At 73.1% G+C, this 22,349-nt stretch carries 24 protein-coding genes, 1 rRNA gene and 1 pseudogene; 13 read left to right on the top strand and 13 right to left on the bottom strand.

All coding sequences use genetic code 11. From position 1 onward, the window contains the following. Positions 1-3 precede the first annotated feature (3 nt). Positions 4-120 (top strand): 5S ribosomal RNA (rrf, locus tag ACRB68_RS32650). Between the two features lie 168 nt (positions 121-288). Continuing rightward, positions 289-902 (top strand): annotated as a pseudogene (locus ACRB68_RS42980) (IS30 family transposase); the annotation flags it as partial. Between the two features lie 51 nt (positions 903-953). Here the strand turns inward: ACRB68_RS42980 and ACRB68_RS40355 are convergent. Continuing rightward, positions 954-1,619, bottom strand: coding sequence for a DUF6000 family protein (locus ACRB68_RS40355; protein WP_194293537.1), 666 nt, complete (start codon positions 1,617-1,619; stop codon positions 954-956). A gap of 324 nt (positions 1,620-1,943) precedes the next feature. On the opposite strand from ACRB68_RS40355, the gene ACRB68_RS32635 reads away from it, so the two are divergent. Further along, positions 1,944-2,768: a S1 family peptidase gene (locus ACRB68_RS32635; protein ID WP_328595063.1), complete on the top strand. Its 825-nt coding sequence runs from the start codon at positions 1,944-1,946 to the stop codon at positions 2,766-2,768. A 783-nt stretch (positions 2,769-3,551) separates the two neighbouring features. Here the strand turns inward: ACRB68_RS32635 and ACRB68_RS32625 are convergent. Beyond that, the gene (locus ACRB68_RS32625) at positions 3,552-3,992 is read right to left on the bottom strand and encodes a VOC family protein (RefSeq protein ID WP_153539205.1); all 441 of its coding nucleotides are present in this window, start codon (positions 3,990-3,992) and stop codon (positions 3,552-3,554) included. A 113-nt stretch (positions 3,993-4,105) separates the two neighbouring features. Here ACRB68_RS32625 and ACRB68_RS32620 point away from each other — a divergent pair, with 113 nt between their 5' ends. Continuing rightward, on the top strand, positions 4,106-4,603 hold the full coding sequence (locus ACRB68_RS32620; protein ID WP_153539203.1) for an SRPBCC family protein: 498 nt from the start codon (positions 4,106-4,108) through the stop codon (positions 4,601-4,603). A 342-nt stretch (positions 4,604-4,945) separates the two neighbouring features. Here ACRB68_RS32620 and ACRB68_RS32615 read toward each other — a convergent pair whose 3' ends face one another. Further along, positions 4,946-5,776: a class I SAM-dependent methyltransferase gene (locus ACRB68_RS32615; RefSeq protein ID WP_153539201.1), complete on the bottom strand. Its 831-nt coding sequence runs from the start codon at positions 5,774-5,776 to the stop codon at positions 4,946-4,948. Positions 5,777-5,831: 55 nt separating this feature from the next. Here ACRB68_RS32615 and ACRB68_RS32610 point away from each other — a divergent pair, with 55 nt between their 5' ends. Both ACRB68_RS32610 and ACRB68_RS32605 read left to right on the top strand, forming a co-directional pair. After that, entirely contained in the window at positions 5,832-6,431 is a 600-nt protein-coding gene (locus ACRB68_RS32610) for a TetR/AcrR family transcriptional regulator (protein WP_153539199.1), read from the top strand. An 8-nt stretch (positions 6,432-6,439) separates the two neighbouring features. Continuing rightward, a complete protein-coding gene (locus ACRB68_RS32605; RefSeq protein ID WP_207709893.1) occupies positions 6,440-6,763 on the top strand; it encodes a cupin domain-containing protein in 324 nt (107 codons plus the stop codon). 15 nt (positions 6,764-6,778) lie between these two features. On the opposite strand, the gene ACRB68_RS32600 is transcribed toward ACRB68_RS32605, so the two are convergent. After that, the gene (locus ACRB68_RS32600; RefSeq protein ID WP_153539196.1) at positions 6,779-7,120 is read right to left on the bottom strand and encodes a winged helix-turn-helix transcriptional regulator; all 342 of its coding nucleotides are present in this window, start codon (positions 7,118-7,120) and stop codon (positions 6,779-6,781) included. A gap of 93 nt (positions 7,121-7,213) precedes the next feature. Here ACRB68_RS32600 and ACRB68_RS32595 point away from each other — a divergent pair, with 93 nt between their 5' ends. Then, positions 7,214-8,077 carry an NAD(P)-dependent oxidoreductase gene (locus tag ACRB68_RS32595; protein WP_153539194.1) on the top strand — a complete coding sequence of 288 codons (864 nt, stop codon included), beginning with the start codon at positions 7,214-7,216 and terminating at the stop codon, positions 8,075-8,077. A gap of 3 nt (positions 8,078-8,080) precedes the next feature. Here ACRB68_RS32595 and ACRB68_RS32590 read toward each other — a convergent pair whose 3' ends face one another. Both ACRB68_RS32590 and ACRB68_RS32585 read right to left on the bottom strand, forming a co-directional pair. After that, the gene (locus ACRB68_RS32590; protein ID WP_328595062.1) at positions 8,081-8,746 is read right to left on the bottom strand and encodes a response regulator transcription factor; all 666 of its coding nucleotides are present in this window, start codon (positions 8,744-8,746) and stop codon (positions 8,081-8,083) included. After that, complete coding sequence (locus ACRB68_RS32585; protein ID WP_328595060.1) at positions 8,743-10,062, bottom strand: sensor histidine kinase; 1,320 nt, start codon at positions 10,060-10,062, stop codon at positions 8,743-8,745. The genes ACRB68_RS32590 and ACRB68_RS32585 overlap by 4 nt, the downstream gene beginning before the upstream one ends. Positions 10,063-10,254: 192 nt before the next feature. On the opposite strand from ACRB68_RS32585, the gene ACRB68_RS32580 reads away from it, so the two are divergent. Further along, positions 10,255-10,953 (top strand): ABC transporter ATP-binding protein, encoded by a 699-nt coding sequence (locus tag ACRB68_RS32580; RefSeq protein ID WP_153539190.1) that lies wholly within the window; start codon positions 10,255-10,257, stop codon positions 10,951-10,953. Further along, positions 10,950-13,325: an ABC transporter permease gene (locus ACRB68_RS32575; protein WP_153539188.1), complete on the top strand. Its 2,376-nt coding sequence runs from the start codon at positions 10,950-10,952 to the stop codon at positions 13,323-13,325. Before ACRB68_RS32580 ends, ACRB68_RS32575 begins: the two co-directional genes overlap by 4 nt. A 29-nt stretch (positions 13,326-13,354) precedes the next feature. Here ACRB68_RS32575 and ACRB68_RS32570 read toward each other — a convergent pair whose 3' ends face one another. Next, positions 13,355-13,945 carry a dihydrofolate reductase family protein gene (locus tag ACRB68_RS32570; RefSeq protein WP_153539186.1) on the bottom strand — a complete coding sequence of 197 codons (591 nt, stop codon included), beginning with the start codon at positions 13,943-13,945 and terminating at the stop codon, positions 13,355-13,357. Between the two features lie 114 nt (positions 13,946-14,059). Here ACRB68_RS32570 and ACRB68_RS32565 point away from each other — a divergent pair, with 114 nt between their 5' ends. The 3 genes from ACRB68_RS32565 to ACRB68_RS32555 all read left to right on the top strand — a co-directional run bounded on the left by ACRB68_RS32565 (position 14,060) and on the right by ACRB68_RS32555 (position 15,862). Then, positions 14,060-14,374 carry a cyclic-phosphate processing receiver domain-containing protein gene (locus ACRB68_RS32565; RefSeq protein ID WP_153539184.1) on the top strand — a complete coding sequence of 105 codons (315 nt, stop codon included), beginning with the start codon at positions 14,060-14,062 and terminating at the stop codon, positions 14,372-14,374. A 245-nt stretch (positions 14,375-14,619) separates the two neighbouring features. Further along, the gene (locus ACRB68_RS32560; protein WP_153539182.1) at positions 14,620-15,126 is read left to right on the top strand and encodes a heme-binding protein; all 507 of its coding nucleotides are present in this window, start codon (positions 14,620-14,622) and stop codon (positions 15,124-15,126) included. Positions 15,127-15,385: 259 nt separating this feature from the next. After that, complete coding sequence (locus ACRB68_RS32555; protein WP_153539180.1) at positions 15,386-15,862, top strand: hypothetical protein; 477 nt, start codon at positions 15,386-15,388, stop codon at positions 15,860-15,862. 12 nt (positions 15,863-15,874) lie between these two features. Here ACRB68_RS32555 and ACRB68_RS32550 read toward each other — a convergent pair whose 3' ends face one another. After that, the gene (locus tag ACRB68_RS32550; protein ID WP_328595059.1) at positions 15,875-16,384 is read right to left on the bottom strand and encodes an NUDIX hydrolase; all 510 of its coding nucleotides are present in this window, start codon (positions 16,382-16,384) and stop codon (positions 15,875-15,877) included. 186 nt (positions 16,385-16,570) lie between these two features. On the opposite strand from ACRB68_RS32550, the gene ACRB68_RS32545 reads away from it, so the two are divergent. Then, positions 16,571-18,193 carry a GMC oxidoreductase gene (locus tag ACRB68_RS32545; protein WP_235960453.1) on the top strand — a complete coding sequence of 541 codons (1,623 nt, stop codon included), beginning with the start codon at positions 16,571-16,573 and terminating at the stop codon, positions 18,191-18,193. Here ACRB68_RS32545 and ACRB68_RS32540 read toward each other — a convergent pair. The 5 genes from ACRB68_RS32540 to ACRB68_RS32520 all read right to left on the bottom strand — a co-directional run bounded on the left by ACRB68_RS32540 (position 18,098) and on the right by ACRB68_RS32520 (position 22,295). Beyond that, positions 18,098-18,955 carry an ABC transporter ATP-binding protein gene (locus ACRB68_RS32540; protein ID WP_153539176.1) on the bottom strand — a complete coding sequence of 286 codons (858 nt, stop codon included), beginning with the start codon at positions 18,953-18,955 and terminating at the stop codon, positions 18,098-18,100. The genes ACRB68_RS32545 and ACRB68_RS32540 overlap by 96 nt on opposite strands. Then, positions 18,945-20,003 carry a FecCD family ABC transporter permease gene (locus tag ACRB68_RS32535; protein WP_328595058.1) on the bottom strand — a complete coding sequence of 353 codons (1,059 nt, stop codon included), beginning with the start codon at positions 20,001-20,003 and terminating at the stop codon, positions 18,945-18,947. The genes ACRB68_RS32540 and ACRB68_RS32535 overlap by 11 nt, the downstream gene beginning before the upstream one ends. Continuing rightward, complete coding sequence (locus ACRB68_RS32530; RefSeq protein WP_207709892.1) at positions 20,000-21,058, bottom strand: ABC transporter substrate-binding protein; 1,059 nt, start codon at positions 21,056-21,058, stop codon at positions 20,000-20,002. The genes ACRB68_RS32535 and ACRB68_RS32530 overlap by 4 nt, the downstream gene beginning before the upstream one ends. 107 nt (positions 21,059-21,165) lie before the next feature. After that, positions 21,166-21,768 (bottom strand): hypothetical protein, encoded by a 603-nt coding sequence (locus ACRB68_RS32525; protein WP_153539174.1) that lies wholly within the window; start codon positions 21,766-21,768, stop codon positions 21,166-21,168. Positions 21,769-21,812: 44 nt separating this feature from the next. After that, positions 21,813-22,295 (bottom strand): DUF523 domain-containing protein, encoded by a 483-nt coding sequence (locus tag ACRB68_RS32520; RefSeq protein ID WP_328595057.1) that lies wholly within the window; start codon positions 22,293-22,295, stop codon positions 21,813-21,815. Between the last annotated feature and the right edge of the window lie 54 nt (positions 22,296-22,349).

Here is a 22,349-nt window from a genome sequence, read left to right as displayed (position 1 = left end):
TCGTTCGGTGGTTTTGGCGAAGGGGAAACACCCGGTCCCATCCCGAACCCGGAAGTTAAGCCCTTCAGCGCCGATGGTACTGCACGGGGGACCGTGTGGGAGAGTAGGACACCGCCGGACTCATATTAAGAAAGGGCCCCGCCACTTGTGGCGGGGCCCTTTCGCATTTCCCGGGAAAAGGCTAGGCGGCATTCCTGGTGATCATCCCGCCGGGGGGAAGGCCGGCCTGGTCTGCTGAGAGCCGGTCGAGTAGCCGCACGTCCGGGGGGCTCTGGTGTCCCGCTGCTGGACGAGCCCGGCCGGCACCTCGCACATGAGGCGATCTACCTGTCCTACCGCGGTGACCTGGAGCGGCAGCGCGGCGCCTTGCGGACCGGCTGCCAAGGGCAGCCCCACCAATGCAGCGAGGACCCAGCGCACTTCCCGCTTCATCGACCTTGGCAAGCTCATCCACCAACGGCTCGTCGACATTGACGTCCGCCAGATCGCCGGCCATTGGGAAGGGTGATCTCATCGTCGGGTAGAGCAGCCGCTCAGCGATCGGCGCCCAGGGCGATCGCCCCACCCGCCACGTCATGCTCCTGCGCCTGGCCGATGGCAAGTCCTCCGAGCACATATCTGCGAAGCCCTCATGGAATCTTCGCCGGTTGTCGTGCGCCCCCTGCTCACTCACCTGGGATCAGGGCGGCGAGTCGACTCGGCACGACGAGTTCACCGCCGTCACTGGCATCCCCGTCTACTTTTGCGATCCGGCCGGCCCCTGGCAGTGCGGCTCGAATGAGAAAGCCGGCGGCCTGCTTCGCCAGTACTTCCCGAAGGGCACCGGCTTCTCGTCCTGTACCGCACAGCAACTCGACGCCGTCGCCGCCCAGCTCATCAGCAGCCACGCGCAAGATACTTAGCCGGCAGGGCCTTCGCCGGGCTCATCGACCGGCTCCTTCTTCATGCCGTCCCTATCCGGCGTCTTCGGCGGTGATGGTGACCGCGTCGGCGCAGGACTCCGTGATTCCGCGCTGGTAGGCGTGAGGATCGAGGCGCGCGAAGGAGGACGACTGCCAAAGTCCGGTCGTCAGGTAGCGGTCGGCGGCGCGGGTGCCAAGGCGGCCGTCGAGATAGAGGAGTGCCCCCATGGCCCAGTGCTGGTCGTAGTGGCAGTCGGTTCTCGGTAGGTAATGGTCGAGGTAGGCGGAGAGGATCTCGGCATCCTCGTGCTGTCCGAATCTGGCGAGCGCGAAGCAGTAGCCCTGGCCGGCGTAGATGACCTCGCTGTCGAGAAGGAGTTCGCCAAGCTTCTGCCGGTAGCGGTTGCGTGCGTCCACGCCGATCAGCCAGGCCGCTGTGAGCCGGGGCCGCCACCCGCAGGCTAGGAGCCGGTCGAGGGCTTCATCGCTGATCTCGCGCGCGTCTTCGCCTAGCGCTCTCTGGAAGCGGTTGCTCCTTTTGGACAGCCTGCCGCCCAGCTTGAGGTATCGAGGTTCCTTCTGATCCCACAACACGTAGCGCTGGATCAGTTCGGCGTTGGCGGGATCGAGGTCGGGGAAAGTTCGGCCACTTCCACCGAAGACATGCCGCATGAGGGCTTCGTTCTGCTCCGGGCCATTGCCCTCGCGCGCGGTCACGCTCAGATTGTCCCAGCGATTTCGGCCCTCCCCATAGTGAGCCCTGGGGTGCCTCTACCGCCAAGCTCATCGCAGCGGTCGAACGATCCGTGTTGCGAGGATCGTTGGAAGCCGCCGGGCCGGACCCGGCCCCCGCCTGCTGATGGATCGATTCGGTTCAGCGTGGTCCGGCCCCGTGTCATGCGCCGTCGCTCCTTCCCGCCAGTGCATGGCGTTGCTGGGGCTGGCCACACCATGTGGACGCATGCTGCCCGGATGTATCGGTTCGTCCCAAATGGCCAAGCTGGACGCGTCCGGTTTTCCCCTCAGCGAAGGAACCCTCCTGTGATCGCTTTCAGTTCTGCGCGCCGCCACGCGGCGCGTGCCGCCGTCCTCGCCCTGGCCGCCGGTGCGGTGGGCGCGACCGTGACGGCCGGCAGCGCCAATGCGATCATCAACGGCAAGGACGCCACAGAGCGTTATCCGTTCATGGTGTCGATCCCCGTGTCCGCCGACGAGCTGCAGTTCAAGGGAGTCTGCGGCGGTTCCCTGATCGGGCGGCAGTGGGTGCTGACGGCGGCGCACTGCCTGGTGAAGACGCGAGCGGACGGCACCGTCCGCATCGGCAGCCAGCGGTACAAGTCGGGGGGCACCGTCCGTACCATCACGCGGACGGTGGTCCATCCGGGCTACAAGCCGGGGGACCCCGAGAAGGGGCGCCCCAACTTCAACGACGTCGCGCTGATCCGCCTGGACCGTCCCGTCCGCGAGAAGCCCATCCGCATCGCCCGCGAGCCCGGACGGCCCGGCACTCCGACCCGGCTGCTCGGGTTCGGCACCGTCGTGGAGTCCCCCGACTACACCAAGTGGGTCTTCGCCGAGCGGCTCCAGCAGCTCGACGCCCGCAGGGGATCGGCCGACGAGTGCGCCCCTGGCTATGCCGACCGGAGCAGGCTGTGCACGGTCAGCCGGGTGCCCCGGGCCATGGCGTGCAACGGGGACTCCGGCGGCCCGCAGATCCAGCGGGGCAGGAACGGGCGCTGGGAGCTCATCGGCGTGACCTCGGGCCCCGGCGCGCCGGGGGTGCCCTGTTCGGAGGGGCCGGGGCTCTACAGCAGCGCGCCCGCCTTCGCCAAGTGGATCCAGAAGACCGTTAGCAGGAACAGCTGACCCCCGTCCCCATGCGCCCGCAACGGTCCGGGCGCATGGGGGTGAGGGCTGCCCGGCATCTGTCCGGTTCGATCGCCTGGGTGTCGGACATCGCTCAAAAGTTCGGGGGGCGGAGCCTGTAGCCAATCGTTGCTACGGCAACCCCGACGGAGTGGAGCCCCTTTTCGTTCGTCGATCACCCGACTGAGATCGCTGAAAGGGGTCCCACTTCAGCTAGTGCCCGGGATCGGCTTCTGTTCTTCGAAGCACAGGTGACGGCTGGATGATCGAGCCTTGGTTCGAGAACGCGATCGAGTGAGGGGCGGAACCGGGTGAGCAGGCCGGGTCGGTCAGCCGCACCACGTCGGTGGTGGAGGCACCGCGTCCTGGCTCGTAGGGCCTGCACCGGTGCACCGGCCAGACCGTCTGTCGTCCCATCCCGTTCCGCGCTATGAGCGGGAGCGACTCGGTCGAGCCGGTGCATGTGGGCGTCCAAGAGGTCGGCTGGCGCGGCCCTGGTCGGGCCGCCTGTTCCGGCTGGACCTGCACCATTGACTACGACCATGCCGCCTGGCCTACAGCGCGATCCACTCCGATGAGAAGGCCATCGCCTATGTTGTGCTTCTGCTGCGTGCAGCGGCTTTTCCGACGTTGAGCAGGTAGGGGTCGGCAACGCCTTCGCTGCCGTCTGGCGCGATGCGCTTGTCTAGTCGGGCGGGCACCTGCGTTACCCGTCCTACGTCGGCCTGTCCTGGGCTTACAGGCGCTTCTTCAGCGCAACGCCGTGCTGCATCTGGGCGGTCTTCAGCTGAGCTGCTCGGCCAGGCCGACGATGATGTTCTCGGGGCCGCGGATGTAGCAGAGCAGGTAGATGTTCTCGTACTGCACGATCTCGCCGACGAGCTCAGCGCCGTGGGCCTGCAAGCGGGCGACCACGTCCTTGATGTCGTCGACGGCGAACATGACGCGGCGGATGCCGAGCGTGTTCACCGGTGCGTTCGCCGGCTCCGGTCTGATCGCCGCCGGTGTGTGGAAGCGCGCCAGCTCGATCCGGCCGGGGGCGCCGGGGATCCGCAGCATGGCGTTGTCCTGCCGGACGCCGTCGAGCCCGATGACGCGTTCCGCCCAGCGCTCTTCGAGCGACCACTTGCCCTCGAGTTCCATGCCGAGTTCGACGAAGAACGCGATGACGGCGTCGAGGTCCTCGACGACGATGAGGACGTTGTCCATCCGCTGAATCGCCATAGGGCCGAGCGTAGCGGCCGGGGAGGTCATCTCCCGTGCGAGCGATGAGTTCCGCTTTGCCGCGTCGTCTGCATGGTGGGAACGTCCTCTTCTGCGCCTGGGAGAGGCCCGACATGACGAGGAGCGTGCACGCCGTGGACCAGGAGAACGTGAGCGCCGCCCTGACTTTCGCCGCACCCGCCGAGAAGGTGTTCGCGGTGCTGGCGGACCCGACGACGCATTCCGAGATCGATGGCACCGGCTGGGTCCGGGACGCCGTCGACCAGGTGGCGCTGACCGAGGCGGGGCAGATTTTCCGGATGGACATGTACCACCCCAACCACCCGGACGGCCACTACCGGATGGCCAACAAGGTCCAGGTGTTCGACCCGCCGCGCGCCATCGGCTGGCTGCCGGGCCAGGAGAAGGACGGCGAGGACCTGCAGTTCGGCGGCTGGCTCTGGCGTTACGACCTGACGCCGCTCGGCCCGTCCGAGACCGCGGTCACGCTGACCTACGACTGGTCGGCCGTGCCGTCGTTCCTCCGGGAGCACATCCGGTTCCCGCCGTTCGAGGTTGATCATCTCACCAACTCGCTGCACCACCTGGCCGGGCTCACCGCCGGCAGGTGAGGACGGATGGTGGCCCCTGGGCGGAGAGTTCTGCCCAGGGGGCGGGCGGGTGTCGGGTGATGCCGGCGGCGCGCTCACCGTCGGCGTTCCCATGTGCGCGTCACCGGCGAGGTGCCGGCCGGACGTGGGGTCGAGATATGACCTGCGGCGGGCTGGACGTGTCGCTGGGCTCCAGGTCAGGGGCCGTGTGGCGGCCGATCTCAACGTCGGCACCGACCGGGGGTGGCCACGCGGCTGCTGTCGTCCATCGGCTGCCCGCGCGCTCTCGACGAGCTGGCCGCCATGGACGAGATCGCTCCCGCCGGCGAGACGTGAGGTCCCCGCGCCGGTGCGGCCGGGTGATCACTCGTCGGTGGTGCGCACCGCGCTGACCAGCAGCGTGGTGTAGCGCATCGTGAAGCCGCCGCCCAGTTCGTCGATGGCGGCGCCGATGCCCGTGAGCAGCTTCTGCAGCTCGTCCGGCGGGAGCCGGGTGTGGAAGCCCTGGGTGGGCAGCAGGTCCAGCCACTCGTCCCGTGTGTAGGGGCGCTTCCAGTCGAGGCGCCATTGTTCGGGAGCGCTGAACGCCTTCGCCTGCTGCAGCCCGTCGGTCGCCTTGGTGAGCAGTGGCGAGTATCCGTCCTGGGTGGGCTTCGCCTGGGCGGCCAGCGCGGCCGGTGAGCCGGGCAGCACCCGCTGGGTGACGGCGGCGAAGGCCTCCTCCGCTTCGGGCGCGGGCCGGCCGATGTTCCAGAACAGCGCCAGCAGACCGCCGGGGCGCAGCGCCTGCGCCGCCTTCGCCGCGCCGGCGACCGGGTCGATCCAGTGCCAGGCCTGCCCGGCGATGACCGCGTCGAACACCCGGCCGGCGGGGTCCCAGTCCTCGAACGTGGCGACCTCGGTCTCGACCCCGCTGTGCCGTGCGAAGTCGGCCATGCGGGCGTCGGGCTCGACGCCGAGCACCCGGCAGCCGGCCGCCTGGAACTGCCGGGCCTCGATGCCGGTGCCGCAGCCGACGTCGAGGACGCCGGGACCGGGGGCGGCGGCGACGATCCGGTCCACCATGGCGTCCGGATAGCTCGGCCGGGTCCGGTCGTAGCGTTCGGCGTCCACGCCGAACGACTCCGCGAGCTGCCGGTGCCGATGGGGTTCCTGCTCGGGGAGGGGGACTCCGGGCTGCAGTAGAGTGGGCATGTGCCCACTATGGTGGGCGCGTGTCCACTCGTCAACCACCGGAAGAAGACGCACCATGCCGACGGGCGTGGCCCTCCATGATCCGCGCGAGCAGCTGTTCGGCGCCGCCGAGCGCATCCTGCTCCGGGACGGGCCGAACGCGCTGACCAGCCGGGCGGTCACCACCGAGGCGGGCTGCGCCAAGGGCGTCCTGCACCGGCACTTCGCCGACTTCGACGCCTTCCTCGCCGAACTGGTGCTGGACCGCATCGGCCGGCTGGACGGCCAGGCCGCGGCTTTGTGCGACTCGGCCGGCACCGGCACCGTCGTCGGCAACCTCACCGCCGCGCTGACCGAGCTGTTCGGGCCGGTCGCCGTGGCGATCGTCGGCCTGGTCACCTTCCGGGACGACCTGTGCGCCCGGCTGCGCCAGGCCCGGCCGGGCGGCGGCGTCCCGCTGCTGACGGAGGCCGTGGCCATGGTCGCCTCCTATCTCGCCGCCGAGCGCGGGCTGGGCCGCGTCGCGGCGGACGCCGACGTCGACGCGCTCGCGCCCATGCTGATCGGCAGCGGGCACCTGCTGTTCGCCGGCCGGGAGGACGTCCCCGAGGCCGGGGCCGTCACGCGGATGGTGACCGCGGCCATCGGCGGCGTCGTCCGTTCCGCCATGCAATGATCGGCTTCGTGGAGATCATCGATGCCGGACGTTTCGCGCCGGCGGCCGACGGGACCGCCCGGTACGCCGAGCAGCTGCGGGTGCCCGCGCTGAGCGTGGGGACCTACTCCCTCCCGGCCGGCGCCGTGGACGACCAGTCGCCGCACGCCGAGGACGAGGTCTACCACGTGGTGAGCGGGCGCGGCTCCTTCACCTCCGGTGGCCGCACGGCGGAGGCCGGCCCCGGCACCACGTTCTTCGTCCCGGCCGGCGAGGACCACCGCTTCCACGACGTCACCGCGGACATGACGGTGCTGGTCTTCTTCGCCCCCGCCTACAGCGGGCGCGGCTGACGAGGTTCTCGCGCGCTAGCGCAGGGCGTCCTCCACCTGACCGAGGACGTGCCGCTCGCCCCAGACGCCGAGCGGCTCCAGCGCCTCGTTGAGCGAGAGGCCGCGCGGGGTCAGCGCGTACTCCACGTGGGGCGGCACGACGTCGAAGACCTCCCGGCGCACGAGGCCGTCCGCCTCCATCTCGCGCAGGTGCGAGGCGAGCACCTTCTCGGTGATCCCGGGCAGCATCCGGCGCAGCGCGCCGAAGCGGCGCACCCCTTCGCTGAGCGCCCAGAGGATGGACACCTTCCACTTGCCGTCGATCAGCTCCATCGCGGCCTCGGTGCCGCACTCGAACGCTCCCGGCCGTCGCGCCATCGCCCTCTCCCACCTGCTCGCTCACCCCGCGGAAAGCACCCACTTCAAAGTACGTAATTGATCATCTCGTGGTTCCGCCGCGAAGCTGGCGGCATGGAAACGACACGTATCGCCCTGCTCGGCCTCGGGGACATGGGGACCGCCTTCGCTCGCGCCTGGCTCGCCGCCGGATATCCGCTGACCGTCTGGAACCGCACCGCCGCCCGGGCCGAGCCGCTGGCCGCCGCGGGGGCCGAGGTCGCCGCGACCCCCGCCGAGGCGGTGGCCGCCGCCGACCTCGTGGTGCTCTGCCTGCTCGACGACGCCTCGGTCGGCGCGGTGCTGGAGGACGCCGGCCTGACCGGCAAGGACGTCGTCAACCTCACCACCGGCACCCCGGCCGAGGGCCGCGCCCGTGCCGCCTGGGCCGCCGCCCGCGGGGCCCGCTTCCTGGACGCCGGGATCATGGCGGTGCCGCCGATGATCGGCGTCCCGGACTCGGGCGCCTATGTGTTCTACAGCGGGGACCGCGCCCTGTTCGACGCGCACCGCGCCGCGCTGGCCGTCCCGGCGGGGGCCGTCTACGCCGGTGAGAACGCCGGTCATGCCGCGCTGCAGGACGTGGCGCTGCTGAGCGCGATGACCGGGATGTTCGCGGGGGTGTCGCACGCCTTCGCGCTGATCAGGAAGGAGATCGCGCCGAAGGAGTTCGCCCCGCTCCTCGTCGGCTGGCTGACCGCGATGGCGCCTTACGCACACGGGATGGCCGACCATCTGGAGAGCGGCGACTACACCGAGGGCGTGACGTCCAACCTCGCCATGATGGTCAAGGGGAACGCGACGCTGCTGAACACCGCGGCGGAGCAGGGCGTCAGCCCCGAGCTGCTGACGCCGTTCATGGACCTGATGGAGCGCCGCGTCGCGGACGGGCACCGGGACGAGGACCTCACCGGCGTGGTCGGCCTGCTCGCCCGCTGAGGCTCACGGGCTCCCCGGCGTCACCAGCCTCGTCTCGTACGCCACGACGATGGCCTGCGCGCGGTCGCGCAGGTCGAGCTTGGACAGGATGCGGGTCACGTGGGTCTTCACCGTCGTCTCGCCGAGGTGCAGGCTCGCCGCGAGCTCGGCGTTGCTGAGGCCGCGCGCCAGGAGCTGGAGGACCTCCAGCTCGCGCGGCGTCAGCACGGACAGGTCGCGGTGGAGGGCGCCGTCCTCGCGCGGGGTGAAGCGCTCGACCAGGCGGCGCGTGATGGAGGGGGCCAGCAGCGCGTCGCCGGTGCGCACCAGCCGCACCGCCGCCACCAGGTGCTCGGGCGAGACGTCCTTCAGCAGGAAGCCGCTGGCGCCGGCGGCCAGCGCCGCGTACACGTACCGGTCCAGGTCGTAGGTGGTCAGGATGATGATCCGGGGCGGGGCCTCGGCCGGGGCCGCCAGGAGGCGGCGGGTGGCCTCCAGGCCGTCGACCTCGGGCATGCGGATGTCCATCAGGACCACGTCGGGGCGTTCGCGCCGGACGGCGGCGACGGCCTGCGCGCCGTCGGCGGCCTCGGCGACGACGTCGATGCCGTCCGCGGCGAGGATCATCGCGAAGCCGGTGCGGACCAGGGCCTGGTCGTCGGCGATCACCACGCGGGGCGGGGCGCTCACCGGGCCTCCGCCAGCGGGACGACGGCGCGCACCCGGTACCCGCCGCCCGGCAGCGGTCCGGCGTCCAGCGCGCCGCCGTAGACCGCGAGCCGCTCCCGCATGCCGATGAGGCCGCGCCCGGCGCCGGGCCGGGCGGCCGGGGCGGGCGGCCCGCCGGTGTCGGCCACCTCCAGGCACAGCGCGCGGGGACCGTGGTCGATCGTGATCGTCACGCGCGCGCCCGCGGCGTGCTTGACGGTGTTGGTGAGCGCCTCCTGCAGGACCCGGTAGACGGCGAGGTCGATGCCGTCCGGCAGCGGCACGGGCGTGCCGGTCACGGTCAGCGCGACCGGGACGCCCGTGGCGCGGACGCGGGCGGCCAGCGCCTCGGCCTGCGCCAGCCCGGGCGGCGGGGCGAGGTCGTCGGAGGCGGGCCCGCCGGGGCCGTCCAGGTTCATCGTGAGCAGGTCCATGACGTGGCGCAGCTCGGTCAGCGCGGCGCGGCCGCCGGACTCCACGGCCAAGAGCGCCTGCTCGGCCCGGTCCGGCGCGGCCGCCATGACCTTGCGGGCCGCCCCGGTCTGCACCACCATCATGCTCACGTTGTGGGTGACCACGTCGTGCAGCTCCTGCGCGATGCGCGAGCGCTCCCGCTCGACGGCCAGGCGCGTCGCCTCCTCCTGCCGCGCCTCCAGCGACCGCAGGCGCTGCCGCCAGCTGTGCAGGGCGTTGGCGGCGAGGAACACCAGCAGCAGGGACAGCGAGGTGCTGAACCCCACGCCGAACGGCGGCAGGCCCGCCTTGAGGTCGGCGATGACCAGGCTGCTCCCGGCCACGACGCAGCCGAGGGCGAGCGCCCGGTAGGGGCTGTAGACCGCGGCGCTGTAGGCGGCGATGACGCAGCAGGTGAAGACGAAGGCGACGTCGAAGCCGGGGCCGCCGTCGTAGAGCAGCGCCGAGCCGGCGACGACCCAGAACGCCGCCAGCGGGTACCGGCGCCGGGCCACGAGCGGCAGCGCGATCAGCAGGATCAGCACGATCTGCCACGGGTGGACGGCGCCGTCGTGCCGGACGATCGGCTCGAACCGCTGGAGGTCGGGACCGAGGCCGGGCGGCGGGGGCCGGTCCTGGTCCACCTTGTACACCCGGGTCGGGTCCTCGCTCTGGCCCAGCGCGCCCTGGAGCGCGCTCACCGCCAGTGCCAGGGCGAGCACCGCGTCCGCCGTCCAGGACCAGCGCGACAACCGCTGCAGGGGCTCGGGGGTGCGGTGGAACAGGCGGCCCGCCAGGCCGCGCAGGACTACGTCCCGGGCATATGCGGCGTTCAAGCGGCTCACCGGCACAGTGTCGCAAACGGGCGGCGGCGCGGCATCATCCTCGATGACCAGGAGACGTCCTCCCCTCGTGTCCATCTCAAGGACGACCCGCGCCGGTGTCGTCCCGGCGGAGTGGCCGATGTCGTCATCGCGTGCGACGCGCCCGGCCCGCCGCCGCTCCTAGCGTCGGGGCACCGACCGCCTGGAGGAACCATGACCGCGCCGATCATCGAGATGCGCGATGTGAGCAAGAAGTACGACGCCGGCAGACCCGCGCTCGACCGCCTCGACCTGACGGTGGACACCGGCGAGGCGCTGGCCGTGCTCGGCCCGTCGGGCAGCGGCAAGTCGACGCTGCTCAACCTGGTCGCCGGACTGGACCGGCCGAGCGAGGGCCGCGTCACCGTGGCGGGCCTGCGGATCGACGGGATGTCCGAGGCCGCCTCGGCCCGCTACCGGCGCGACCGGATCGGCATGGTCTTCCAGTTCTTCAACCTGCTGGACGACCTGACCGTCGAGGACAACGTGCTGCTGCCGGCGCGCCTGGCCGGAACGTCACGGGACGAGGCGCGTGAGCGCGCCGCGGAGCTGCTGGACCGGCTCGGCCTGCAACCGCACCACGCCCGGGCCTATCCCGGGCAGCTGTCGGGCGGGCAGCGGCAGCGGGTGGCCGTCGCGCGCGCGTTGGTCAACCGCCCCGCGCTGCTGCTGGCCGACGAGCCGACCGGCGCGCTGGACAGCGCCTCGGCGGCGGAGGTCACCCGGCTGCTGGCCGAGCTCAACGCCGGCGGGCAGACGCTCGTGCTGGTCACGCACGACGTGGCGCTCGCGGACGCATGCGCCACCCGGACCATCGAGCTGGTCGACGGCGGGATCCACCGCGACGTCCGCGGCGGGACGGTGGCCCGATGAGCGCGCTCGGCGGGGTGGTGCGCGGCGGCCTCGGCCGGCGGCGCGTCCAGACCCTGGTGATGGCGCTGACGGTGACGATGGCGGTGACCGCGTCGGTGCTGGCCGCCGGGCTCGTCGTGGCGTCCCGGGCGCCGTTCGCGCACGCCTTCGCGCGGCAGAACGGCGCCCACCTGACGGTCCGGGCCGACGGGGCCAAGGCCACCGCGGCGCAGCTCGCCGCCACCGCGCGGGTGCCGGGCGTGACGGCCGCCGCGGGGCCCGACCCCGTGGTCTCGCTGCGTCCCACGGTCGAGGAGGGGAGCGGGCGGGGCATACCGCCGGGGGAGCGGCTGCCGCCGCTGACCGTCGTCGGGCGCGACCAGGCCGGCGGGGGCGTCGACCGGGCCGACCTCACCGCGGGCGCGTGGGCGGCCGGGAAGGGCCAGATCGTGGTGAACGCCGACGGCCCGCCGTTCGCGATCGGCGACCGGCTGACCTTCCAGGCCCTGCCGGGGCGCCCCACGCTGACCGTGGTCGGCCGCGCCCGGTCGGTGAGCCGGACCGCCGGCGCGTGGGTCACGCCCGCGCAGGCCACGGCCCTCGTCGCACCCGGCGCCTCCCGCACGTACCAGATGCGCTACCGGCTCCGCGCCGCCGGCACCGACGCCGAGGTGGCCCGCGCGCGTGCGGCGATCGCCGCCGCCCTGCCGCCGGGCACGCTGGACGGGGCCGCCTCCTACCTCAAGACCAAGCTGGCCGCCGAGCGCACCTCGGCGACGTTCGTGCCGTTCGTGGTGGCCTTCGGGCTGCTCGGCCTGGCCATGTCGGTGCTGATCATCGGGGTGGTCGTCAGCGGCTCGGTCGGCGCGGCGACGCGGCGGATCGGCGTGCTGAAGTCGCTCGGCTTCACGCCCGCGCAGGTCGCGCGGGCCTACGTCGGCCAGGCCCTGATCCCGGCCGCGGCGGGCACCGGTCTCGGCGTGGTGCTGGCCAATCTGCTGTCGGTCCCCGTGCTGCGCCAGGCCGAGGACGCCTACGGCGCCGGCTCCCTGACCATCGCCCCCTGGGTCGACGCCGCGGTCGCCGCCGGCGCGCTCGCCGTCGTCGCCGCGACCGCGCTGGTCCCCGCCCTGCGCGCCGGGCGGCTGCGCACGATCGACGCGATCGCCGTCGGCCGGACCGGCCGCGCGACCGGCCGCGGCCGCGGCCCGCGCCGCCTGCTCGGCCGGCTGCCGCTGCCCCGCCCGGTGAGCCTCGGCCTGGCCGACCCGTTCACCCGGCCCGGCCGCTCGGCGACGATGATCGCGTCGGTGGTGCTCGGCACGGTCGGCGTCACGTTCTGCGCCGGGCTCGCCCTCTCGCTGCACAGCGTCCAGCACGGCCTGGACCACCGGTCGCCGGGCGAGGTCGTCGTCCGCGCGGACGGCCCGCCGCCGGGCGGCGGACCCGCCCGGCCGCCCAAGCCCGCGGACCCGGCGGCCGTCGCCGCGAAGATCGCCGCGCAGCCGGGCACCCGCGCGTACTTCCGGACGGGCCGGGCGCAGATCGGCGTGGCCGGCCGCGCGGGCGCGGTGAACGCGGTCGCCTACGAAGGCGACTCGTCGTGGGGCCCGTACACGATGATCTCGGGGCGCTGGTTCCGGTCCGCCGGGGAGGCGGTCGTCCCCACCGGGTTCCTCCGGGCCACCGGGACGCGCGTCGGCGACACCGTCACCTTGACCAACGAAGGACGCAGCGCACCGGTGCGCGTCGTCGGCGAGGCGCTGGACCTCAGCGACGAGGGGATGACGGTCCTGACGCCCGCCGCGTCCCTGGCGGGCCTGCGCATCGAGACCGAGCCCGGGTCCGTCCAGTTCAACGTGGACCTCGCGCCCGGGACCGGCGTGCGCGCCTACCTCGCCTCCCTCAACGGGGTGCTCGGGCAGGGCGGGCCGCAGGCGCAGCGCAACACGAGCGAGGCGAGCACGACGATCATCGCGATGGACACCCTCGCCGGGATGCTCACCGCGATGCTCGTCGCGGTCGCCGGGCTGGGCGTCCTCAACACCGTCGTGCTCGACACCCGGGAACGCGCGCACGACCTCGGCGTCCACCGGGCCCTCGGCATGACGCCGGGGCAGACGACCGCCATGGTCCTCACCTCGGTCGCCGGGATCGGGCTGGTGGCGGGCGCCGCCGGCGTGCCGCTCGGGCTCGCGCTGCACGCCCGGGTGCTGCCCGCCATGGGCGAGAGCGCGGGCACCGGCCTCCCGGCCGGGGCGCTGGACCCCTACGGCGCGCCGCTGCTGGCCGCCCTGCTGCTGGGCGGCCTCGCGATCGCGGCGGCGGGCGCGCTGCTGCCGGCCACCTGGGCCGCCCGGATCCGCACGGCGACCGCCCTCCGCACCGAGTGAGCCGCGCGGGACCGGCGGGGGGACTCTTGCTAGCGGACCGGCCGGAATATGCAGATCTGCGTGCCGGTCGCGGCCGTGGTGGCGCTGACCAGCTCCAGGGGGCGGGCCTGCCCGTCGTCGGGGAACAGCCGCTTGCCGCCGCCGAGCAGGATCGGCGAGATCATCAGCCGGTACTCGTCGACGAGGTCGGCGCCGATCAGCGTCCGCGCGAGGGAGGGGCTGCCCATGACCTGGACGTCGCCGCCCTCGCGGTCGCGCAGGGCCCGCACCGCGCCGACGGCGTCGTCCGCGGGCAGCAGCGTGGAGTTGTCCCAGTACAGGTCGTCCTCGGTCAGGGTGCGGGAGGCGACGTACTTGGTGATCTCGTTCATCCGGTCGGCGAAGGGGTCGCCGGCCCGCCCGGGCCAGGCCGCCGCCATGCTCTGCCAGGTGCGCCGCCCGAACAGCAGCGCCTCGGTGGTGCTCATCGCCTCGCCGACGGCCGCCCCCATCGTGGCGGGGTCGAAGAACGGGTGCGACCAGCCGCCGTGGGCGAAGCCGCCGTCGAGGTCCTCCTTGCTGCCGCCGGGAGCCTGCACGACTCCGTCCAGGCTCATGAAATCGCTGAGAACGATGCGCATCGCCGGCACTTCCTTCCGGTCACTGACGGAGTTCACACGCTAGACCGTGCCTCTGACACAATGCGCGTCCGGCCGGCTCCTGAAACGGCCATTTCCGCCGCCTCCGGAGAGAAGATGCCGATCATCCTTGGCGTGGACGACCTGCGCCCCCTGCCGCAGGCCACCCGGCTCGCCCGCACCAGCGGCGAGGGCGTGCTGCTTCTCGAGGAGCACCGCGACCTCGAGATCGACGAGCTCTGGCTCGACCACGACCTCGGCTGGGACGACAGCATCATGCCTGTCGTGGCGCTGCCGGAGGAGGCCGCCTTCGCCGGCCGCCCCTTCCGGATCGGCATGGTCTTCGTGCACAGCGCCAACCCGGGCGGGGCCGAGACGGTGGTCCGGGTGCTGCGGCGCTGGAACTACCGGGTCCGGCGGGCCGTCGCCTGAAAAGACGGACTTGATGCCTCTTGGGAAGAAAAGTTGGTTTGCCGCATCGATAGAGAAGGAAGTGCTATGCCGTTGATGTAGCCATTTCTCGGCCGGTGCTTTACGCGTCATGATTCAGACCGGCATTGCGCAAGAATTCCCCTTACCGGTGATCAGCGGGCATCCCGCCGGGGAGGAAGAGCAGGGGCCGCTCTCGGCCCCTGTCGTTGACCTCTAGGGGGGATTCAGTGTCATATCGGGGCATCATGGCCGGTGTGGTCGCGTTCGGAGCGATCGCGTCGGGCGCCGCGGCCACCACGGGGACCGCGTCCGCGCAAAGCGCGCCCGCGCGGAACATCCCGTCCGCCGCCGCCGCGGAGCGGCCGAAGGTGGACTACGTCCTGTCCAACAGGTCGCTCGCCCGCGCCGCCAGGGCGGCCGTCGTAGCGGCCGGGCGCGAGGGGCGTCAGCGGGTGACCGTGGTCATCATGGAGCGCTCGGGCGTGATCCGCCTGGTCGTCCGGACGCGCAAGGCGGGCCCGCAGACCTACGAGTCGGCCAAGCGCAAGGCCTACACCGCCGTCGCCTTCGGCCGTCCCACCAGCGCGCTGACCGGGAACGCGACCATCAACCAGATCCCCGGCACGCTCACCCTGCCCGGTGGCGTGCCCGTCTTCTACAAGGGCTTCCCGATCGCCGGCATCGGCGTCGGCGGGGCCCCCGACGGGCGCATCGACGAGAGGATCGCCGAGGCGGTCCGCGCCGCCCTGTGACACCGCCTCCTGGAGGGGGACCGCCCCGGCGGCTCCCTTCCAGGAGGTGCCTCACGCGCGCGCTTCGCGGAAGGACTTGACGACCTCGCTCGCGCTCACCGCGAACACGCCCAGCACCGCGAGGGTGTCGGCGGTCGTGGTGTGCAGCCCGTCGGCACCGTGTGGCACACCGGTCGACGGCCCGCCGTCGTCGCGCTGCGCGTGTAGAGCCGCATGCACGGCCTGATCGCCTGACCGGGGCGGGTGCCACGATGAGCCCATGGAAGCAGCGGTGCAGTGGGTCCGCGTCTACTGGACGAAACACTCTCGCGGCGCGCCCGGTGCCATCCGGCGCGGCGGCCTTCCTGAGGCGTTCCCGCTGCCGGACGCGCCGCCCCCCTTCGTGCACGAGGTCCGGATGTACGAGGGGCAGGACTTCGCCCCCGAGATGTCTTTGACGGGCGGCCTGCCGGCCGAAGTGGAACTGGCCGAAGACGACGGCCTCCTCAGCGTCAGGCCCATCAGGCGGGACGGCCCGGAGTGGACGCGGAACGGACTCGCTCTGGCCTGGCGGCCGGAGCCCGTCCGGCTGCGTCCTCGGCAGACACTGCGATGGCGGATCAACCATCGGATCGTGGCCGAATGGGGCTGGTACTACCGGCTCGACACTCTCAACGTCGCCTACGGCCCCTTTTCCGGGGAGGTGTTCCTGCGCCCGCCCGAGCACCGCGTCGACGAGCGCGTCCTGCTCCCCTGAGGAGGCGGGTGGTCAGAGCCAGGTGTAATCGGCGTCGGTGACGGGCGGCAGGGCGGCGTTCGTGATCGGGGCGCGCGGGGAGGGGAGGGCCGCCAGGGCCGGGCCGACGGGCGGGAAGATCGGCAGGCCGGCGGTCGTGCGGTGATGCCTCCACTCGACGGCGCCGACGTCGTGGCCGCCCGGGACCTCGTCGTGCTCCTCGGTGGCCAGGGTCGCGCGGACGGCCGGGGTGACATGGAGCCGGTAGAGCAGGTGCAGCTTGCGCGGCGGCGGGGTGGGGCCGGGCCGGGAGACCATCTGGTCGGCGACCCACAGCAGCTCCGGGTCGCCGGCCTCGTTCAGGGCGAGCTCTTCGGAAAGCTCGCGGCGGAGGGCGGCGAGCAGGTCCTCGCCGGGCTCGACGTTGCCGCCGGGCAGGACGTAGAGGGCGGATCCGGGGCGGTCGCGGCGGATGAGGGCGACCTCGTCGCCGCAGAACACCAGGGCGCCGACGCGGACCTTGAGTCGGGAGAACGGCGTCACGGCCCCAGTCTCGCGGACGGCGGGCATTTCCGGGGCGGTGACAGATTGTCAGGAACGTGAAGCCGTTGACACCGCCGGAAGGCGGCCACATGATCGGAACGTGATCGGCGTCACTCCGGCGTTCCGGTCGCGGATGCCCGGCGCGAGGCTCCGCATCGTTGGTCTTTGATGCAGAGAGGTCTCGCCATGGTTTCCTCACGTCCCGCGGTGTCGCGCCGGTCCTTCCTCGCCGGTGCGGGCGCCGCCGCCGGCGCCCTTCTGCTGCCCGGCGCGCGGACGGCCGCCGCCGCCTCCCCGCGCCGCGCCCTCGCCACCGGCGACCACGTTCCGGCGCTGGTCATCGGCAGCGGGTACGGCGGCGCCGTCGCCGCGCTCCGGCTGACCCGGGCCGGCATCGACACCCACGTGGTGGAGATGGGGCAGAGCTGGACGACGCCCGGATCGGACGGGCTGATCTTCAACAGCATGCTGAAGCCCGACGGCCGCTCCTTCTGGTTCCGGACCAAGACCGACCAGCCCGTCGGGTACTTCTCCGGTGGGTCGGTCAACAAGAGCATCGCCTCGTACGCGGGGGTGCTCGACTCGGAGGCGTTCGCCGCGACCCGCGTCTACCAGGGGCGCGGCGTCGGCGGCGGCTCGCTGGTCAACGGCGGCATGGCGGTGACGCCCAAGCGCTCCTACTTCGAGGAGGTGCTGCCGTCGGTGAACTCCGACGAGATGTACGGGACGTACTTCCCGCGCGCCAACGCCGCCCTCGGCGTGAACGCGATCGATCCCGCCTGGTTCGAGTCCACCGAGTGGTACAAGTTCGCGCGCGTCGGCCGCCAGACCGCCAACGACTCGGGCTTCGCCACGACGTTCGTGCCCAACGTGTACGACTTCGCGTACATGAAGCAGGAGGCCGCCGGGCAGGTGCGGAAGTCCGCGCTGGCCCAGGAGGTCATCTACGGCAACAACGCCGGGAAGCGGTCGCTGGACAAGACGTACCTGGCGGCGGCCGCCGCGACCGGCCGGCTGTCCATCTCGCCGCTGCACACGGTGACGGCGGTGGCCCCGGCGGCGGGCGGCGGCTACACCGTCGAGATGACGCAGATCGACACCGCCGGCGCCGTCGTCGCCCGCAAGACCGTGACGGCCGACCGGGTCTTCTTCGCCGCCGGCAGCGTCGGCACCAGCAAGCTGCTGGTGGCGATGAAGGCGACCGGCCGGCTGCCCGACCTCGGGGACGAGGTCGGCGCCGGCTGGGGCAACAACGGCAACGTGATGGTCGGCCGCGCCAACCACATGTGGGACCCGACCGGCGGGAACCAGTCGTGCATCCCGGCGCTCGGCATCGACGACTGGGCCGACGCGGCCGGGCCGGTGTTCGCCGAGATCGCCCCGTTCCCGGCGGGCACCGAGCTGTGGATCAGCCTCTACCTGGCGATCACCAAGAACCCCAACCGGGCCCGGTTCGTCTTCGACGCCGGCACCGGCAAGGTGGGCCTGAACTGGCAGGCCGGGTGGACGCAGCCGTCGATCGACGCCGCCAAGCGCGTCTTCGACGCCATCAACAAGAAGGAGGGCACGATCTACCGGACCGACCTGTTCGGCGTCTACAAGACCTGGGGCGACGACTTCGTCTACCACCCCCTCGGCGGCTGCGTCCTCGGCCGGGCGACCGACGGCTACGGCCGGCTGCCCGGCCACCCGGGCCTGTACGTGGTGGACGGGTCACTCGTGCCGGGCAGCATCGGCGTCAACCCGTTCGTCACCATCACCGCCCTCGCCGAGCGCAACATGGCGAAGATCATCGCGACCGACCTGTAGCGGCGCCGCCACCGCGATGTGCGGGCGCCCGGTGATGGGGTGCGGGCCGACGTGGGCGCGCACCCCGAACACCTCCTCGACCAGGGCGGGCGTGAGCACCTCCAGCGGCGGCCCCTGCCCGGCGACGCGCCCGTCCCGCAGCACCACGACCCGGTCGGCGTACGCGGCGGCCTGGTCCAGGTCGTGCAGCGCGGCCAGCAGGGTCAGCCCGAGCGAGCGGATCAGCTCCAGCAGGGTGAGCTGGGAGCCGACGTCCAGGTGGTTGGTGGGCTCGTCCAGCACCAGCAGCGGCGCCTCCTGGGCGAGGGCGCGGGCCAGCATGACGCGCTGGCGCTCGCCGCCCGACAGGGTGGCCAGCAGCCGGTCCGCCGCCCGGCCCATGCCGACCCGCTCCAGCGCGGTGGCGACCGCCGCCCGGTCGGCGGCGTCCTCCCGGTCCAGCGGGCGCTTGCGGCTGAGCCGGCCGGCGGCGACGGCCTCGGCGACCGAGAACCCGGCGCCGTCGTGGTGGTGCTGGGGCAGGACGGCGCGGTGGCGGGCGGCCTCGCGGGGCCGCATCCGCCACAGGTCCCGCCCGTCCAGCCGGACGACGCCGCCGGACGGCTTCAGCGACCGGTACACGGTGCGCAGCAGCGTGGACTTGCCGCTGCCGTTCGGGCCGACCAGCGCGACGAACTCGCCCGGCCCGGCCGTCAGCGTCACGTCGGAGACGATGGGGCGCGCGTCGATGCGGGCGCTCACCCCGGCGAGGTCAAGACGCATCGCTGCCTCCGGCGCGGCGGCGGAGCAGCCACAGGAAGAACGGCACGCCGAGCCCGGTGGTGAAGATCCCGACGGGCAGCTCGTTCGGCCGGTCGGCGACCCGCGCGGCCAGGTCGACCAGCACCATGAACACCGCGCCGCCGAGCAGCGCGACCGGCAGCACCCGGCGGTGGTCGGCGCCGACGGCGAAGCGGGCGGTGTGCGGCACCATCAGCCCGACGAAGCCGATCCCGCCGACGACGGCGACGATCGTGGCGGTGAGCAGCGACCCGGTGACCAGCAGCCCGAGCCGCAGCGCCGCGACCGGCACGCCGATGCCGGTCGCCGCGTCCTGCCCGGCGAGCAGCGCGTTCAGCGCGCGGGCCTGCGTCAGCAGCGCGGCCAGGCACGCGGCGACCAGCAGCGCGGGCAGCCCGAGGTCGCCCCAGGTGGCGCCCGCGACGCTGCCCATCAGCCAGAACATCATGCCCTGCAGCTCGGCCGGGTTGAGCTGGAGCTGCACGAACGTGGTGGCGGCGGTGCACAGGTAGCCGACGGCGACGCCGGTCAGCACCAGCCGCGAGTCCAGCAGCCGCCCGGCGCGCTGCGCCAGCGCGTACACCAGCAGCGCCGACAGCAGCGCGGCGGTGAACGCGGCGCCGGTGACGCCGAGCGCGCCGGCCGCCCCGGCGAGGGCGGTGCCGCCGAGCGCGGGCACCAGCACCGCGCCGAGGGACGCGCCGGAGGAGACGCCGAGGACGTAGGGGTCGGCGAGCGGGTTGCGGACGAGCGCCTGCAGCGCCACCCCGGCGACCGACAGCCCGGCGCCGGCGAGCGCGGCCAGCAGCACCCGGGGCGTGCGGATCTCCCAGACGACCTGGCCGAGCAGCGGGTCGGCGTCCGCGCCGTGCCCCGACAGGTGCGCCCAGACCACGCCCCAGACCTTGCCGGGCGGCAGGTTGACCGAGCCGACGGAGATGCCGAGGACCATGGCGGCGGCGAGCGCGGCGGCGAGCCCGGCGAGCAGCAGCCCGGTGGCGGGGCCCGAGATCAGGTGCGGTCCCTTCACGGGTGCACCACCTTGGAGATCTTCTCGACGGCCCAGGCGTTGAGCGGGCCGAGGTAGGCGCCGTCGGAGACGGTCGTGTAGGTCCGGGTCCGCGACGCGGCCCACTGCGGGTAGGCGGCGAACAGCCGGGCGGCCTCGGCGGCGCCCTTCTCGTGCGGGGTGAACAGCCCGACGACCAGCACGTCCACCTGCGCGGTCGCGAGCTGCTCGCGGCTGAGGGTGCGGGTCGTGTCGGCGGTCTGCCCGGCGAAGGCGTTGACGCCGCCGGCGGCCCGGATGACGTCGTCGTAGATGCCGCCGGTCATCACCGCGGGCAGCCCGCTCGCATTCATCATCGCCATGCCGGGATAGGCGATGAGCACCTTCCTGGCGGGCCGGCCCATGACGCGGGCGCGCGCCGTCTCGATGCGGGAGCGCAGCCGGGAGACCAGCTGCACCGCGCGCGGCTGGACGTCGAAGATCCGGCCGAGCAGCGCGATGAACTCCAGCGCGGAGTTCATCGACTGGTTCCGGTAGGCCAGCCGCTCGGCCTCGGTGGCCGCGGGCTTGCCGTTGGCGCAGTTCACCGGGTTGACCAGCGAGGCGATCCCGGCGGCGGCGAGCTGCTCGCGGGTCGCCATGCCCCGCTTGGCGTCGAACCCGCCGGACCAGGTGGACACCACCAGGTCGGGCTTCAGCCGCAGCACCTGCTCGGCGGGCACGTCGAAGTTGTTGTTCAGGGTCAGCCCGCCGGTCGGCAGCGCCCGGATCCGGCCGACCATGGACGGGTCGTCGGAGACGCCGTAGGACTGGGCGTTGGCGAGGATGTGCCGGTCCAGGCCGAGCATGAGGAAGCTCTCGACCTCGCCCACGGAGGTGCCGTTGAGGAGCAGTACCCGCTGCGGCGCCTTGCGGAAGGTGACCGTGGTACCGCAGTTGTCGAAGGTGAGGGGGTAGCCGGTCCCGGCGGGGACGGCGCCGACGGCGCGCGGGGCGGTGTCGGCGCAGGCGGCCGAGGTCGCGATCATGGCCGCGCCGAGGGCGGCGGCGAGGGGACGTCGGAAACGAGGGTTCACGATGCGTGCTCTCTGTGGAGGTCCTGGCTAGGGGGCGTGGCGGCCAGGCCCCTGGCAGCGCGTCATCACCGCCCGGCCACGGGGGGCGGGCGGTCAGGCGGTGCGGGTCAGGGGGCCAGGGCCGGGACTGCTCCCGGCGGGCCCCGCCGCACGACGGCGTAGCGGAGGACGAGCCGGACGGGCGCGCGCTCGTCGCGGCGCGGGTGCGGGCCGGTCCGCGGCCCGGTGCGGCCGGGGCCGCCCGGCAGGAAGAGCAGGAGCAGCAGCGGCCGCAGCGCCCATCCGGCCAGGTGCCGGACCAGGGCGCACAGCCGTGCCTCGCCCCACTCCAGCCACGCCGCGCTGACCAGCACGCCCACCGCGTGCATGAGCAGCATCGCCGGGCCCGGGGAGCCCGCGTAGTGCATCGCGCCCATCGGGTCGGGGCTGACGGTGATCGGCGGGGCCGGCATCGCGTGGTGGCCGGCGGCCTGGCCGAGCAGCACGTGCAGCAGGACCTGGGCCAGGGCGGTCGCGGGCAGGATCGAGCGCAGGGTGCGCTCCCGGCCGGTCAGCGCGAGCGCGGGCGCGAGGACGAGCAGGAAGCCGGCCAGCACGGCGGGCGCGCGGAAGCATCCGCCGCCGGCCACGTGCCCGAGCGTGGCGAGGCCGGCGCACGTGGCGGCGAAGCTCGCCGCGCGCACCCAGCGCACCATCGACCAGGGGCCCATCGCAACGGATGATCTCACACCCCCGGCGGGTACCGGGAGGTGCCCTAGGAGGAGAGGAAGGCCGCCACGGCGGGCAGTTCGTCCTCACTGAAGACGCGGATGCCCTCGCGTTCCAGCAGCGCCGCGGTGACGCCGTCGCCCGCGACCTTGCGGCCCGAGAACGTGCCGTCGTGGACGCGGTGGCTGCCGCACGACGGGCTGCCCTCCTTCAGGATCGCGACGCGGGCGCCCGCGCGCCGCGCCGTGTCCAGGGCGAGCCGCGCCCCGCGCAGGAAGGCGCCGGTCACGTCCGCGCCGGTGTCGGTGACGACCCGGGCGGTGCCGTCCAGCACCTCCGCCCCGCCGCCGCCGACGATCTCGGCGGGCGGCCGGGGGACCGGCAGGCCGCCCGCGACCTCCGGGCAGAACGGGACCAGCCGCCCCTCGGCGCGCCAGCCCTCGAACAACGCGTCGCGCACCGGCTTGCCGGCGCCGTCGTAGCGCACCGGACGGCCGAGCAGACAGGAGCTGACCAGGATCGATTCCACAGGGGCCAGCGTATGCGGCCACAACGGGGCGGAGTCTTGCGTCCGGTGGGACGG

The sequence above is a fragment of the Actinomadura macrotermitis genome (genome assembly GCF_009604375.1).
Lineage (GTDB): Bacteria > Actinomycetota > Actinomycetes > Streptosporangiales > Streptosporangiaceae > Spirillospora > Spirillospora macrotermitis.
Note: the sequence above shows the minus strand (reverse complement) of the source record. Positions and strands in the feature narration are given on the sequence as shown.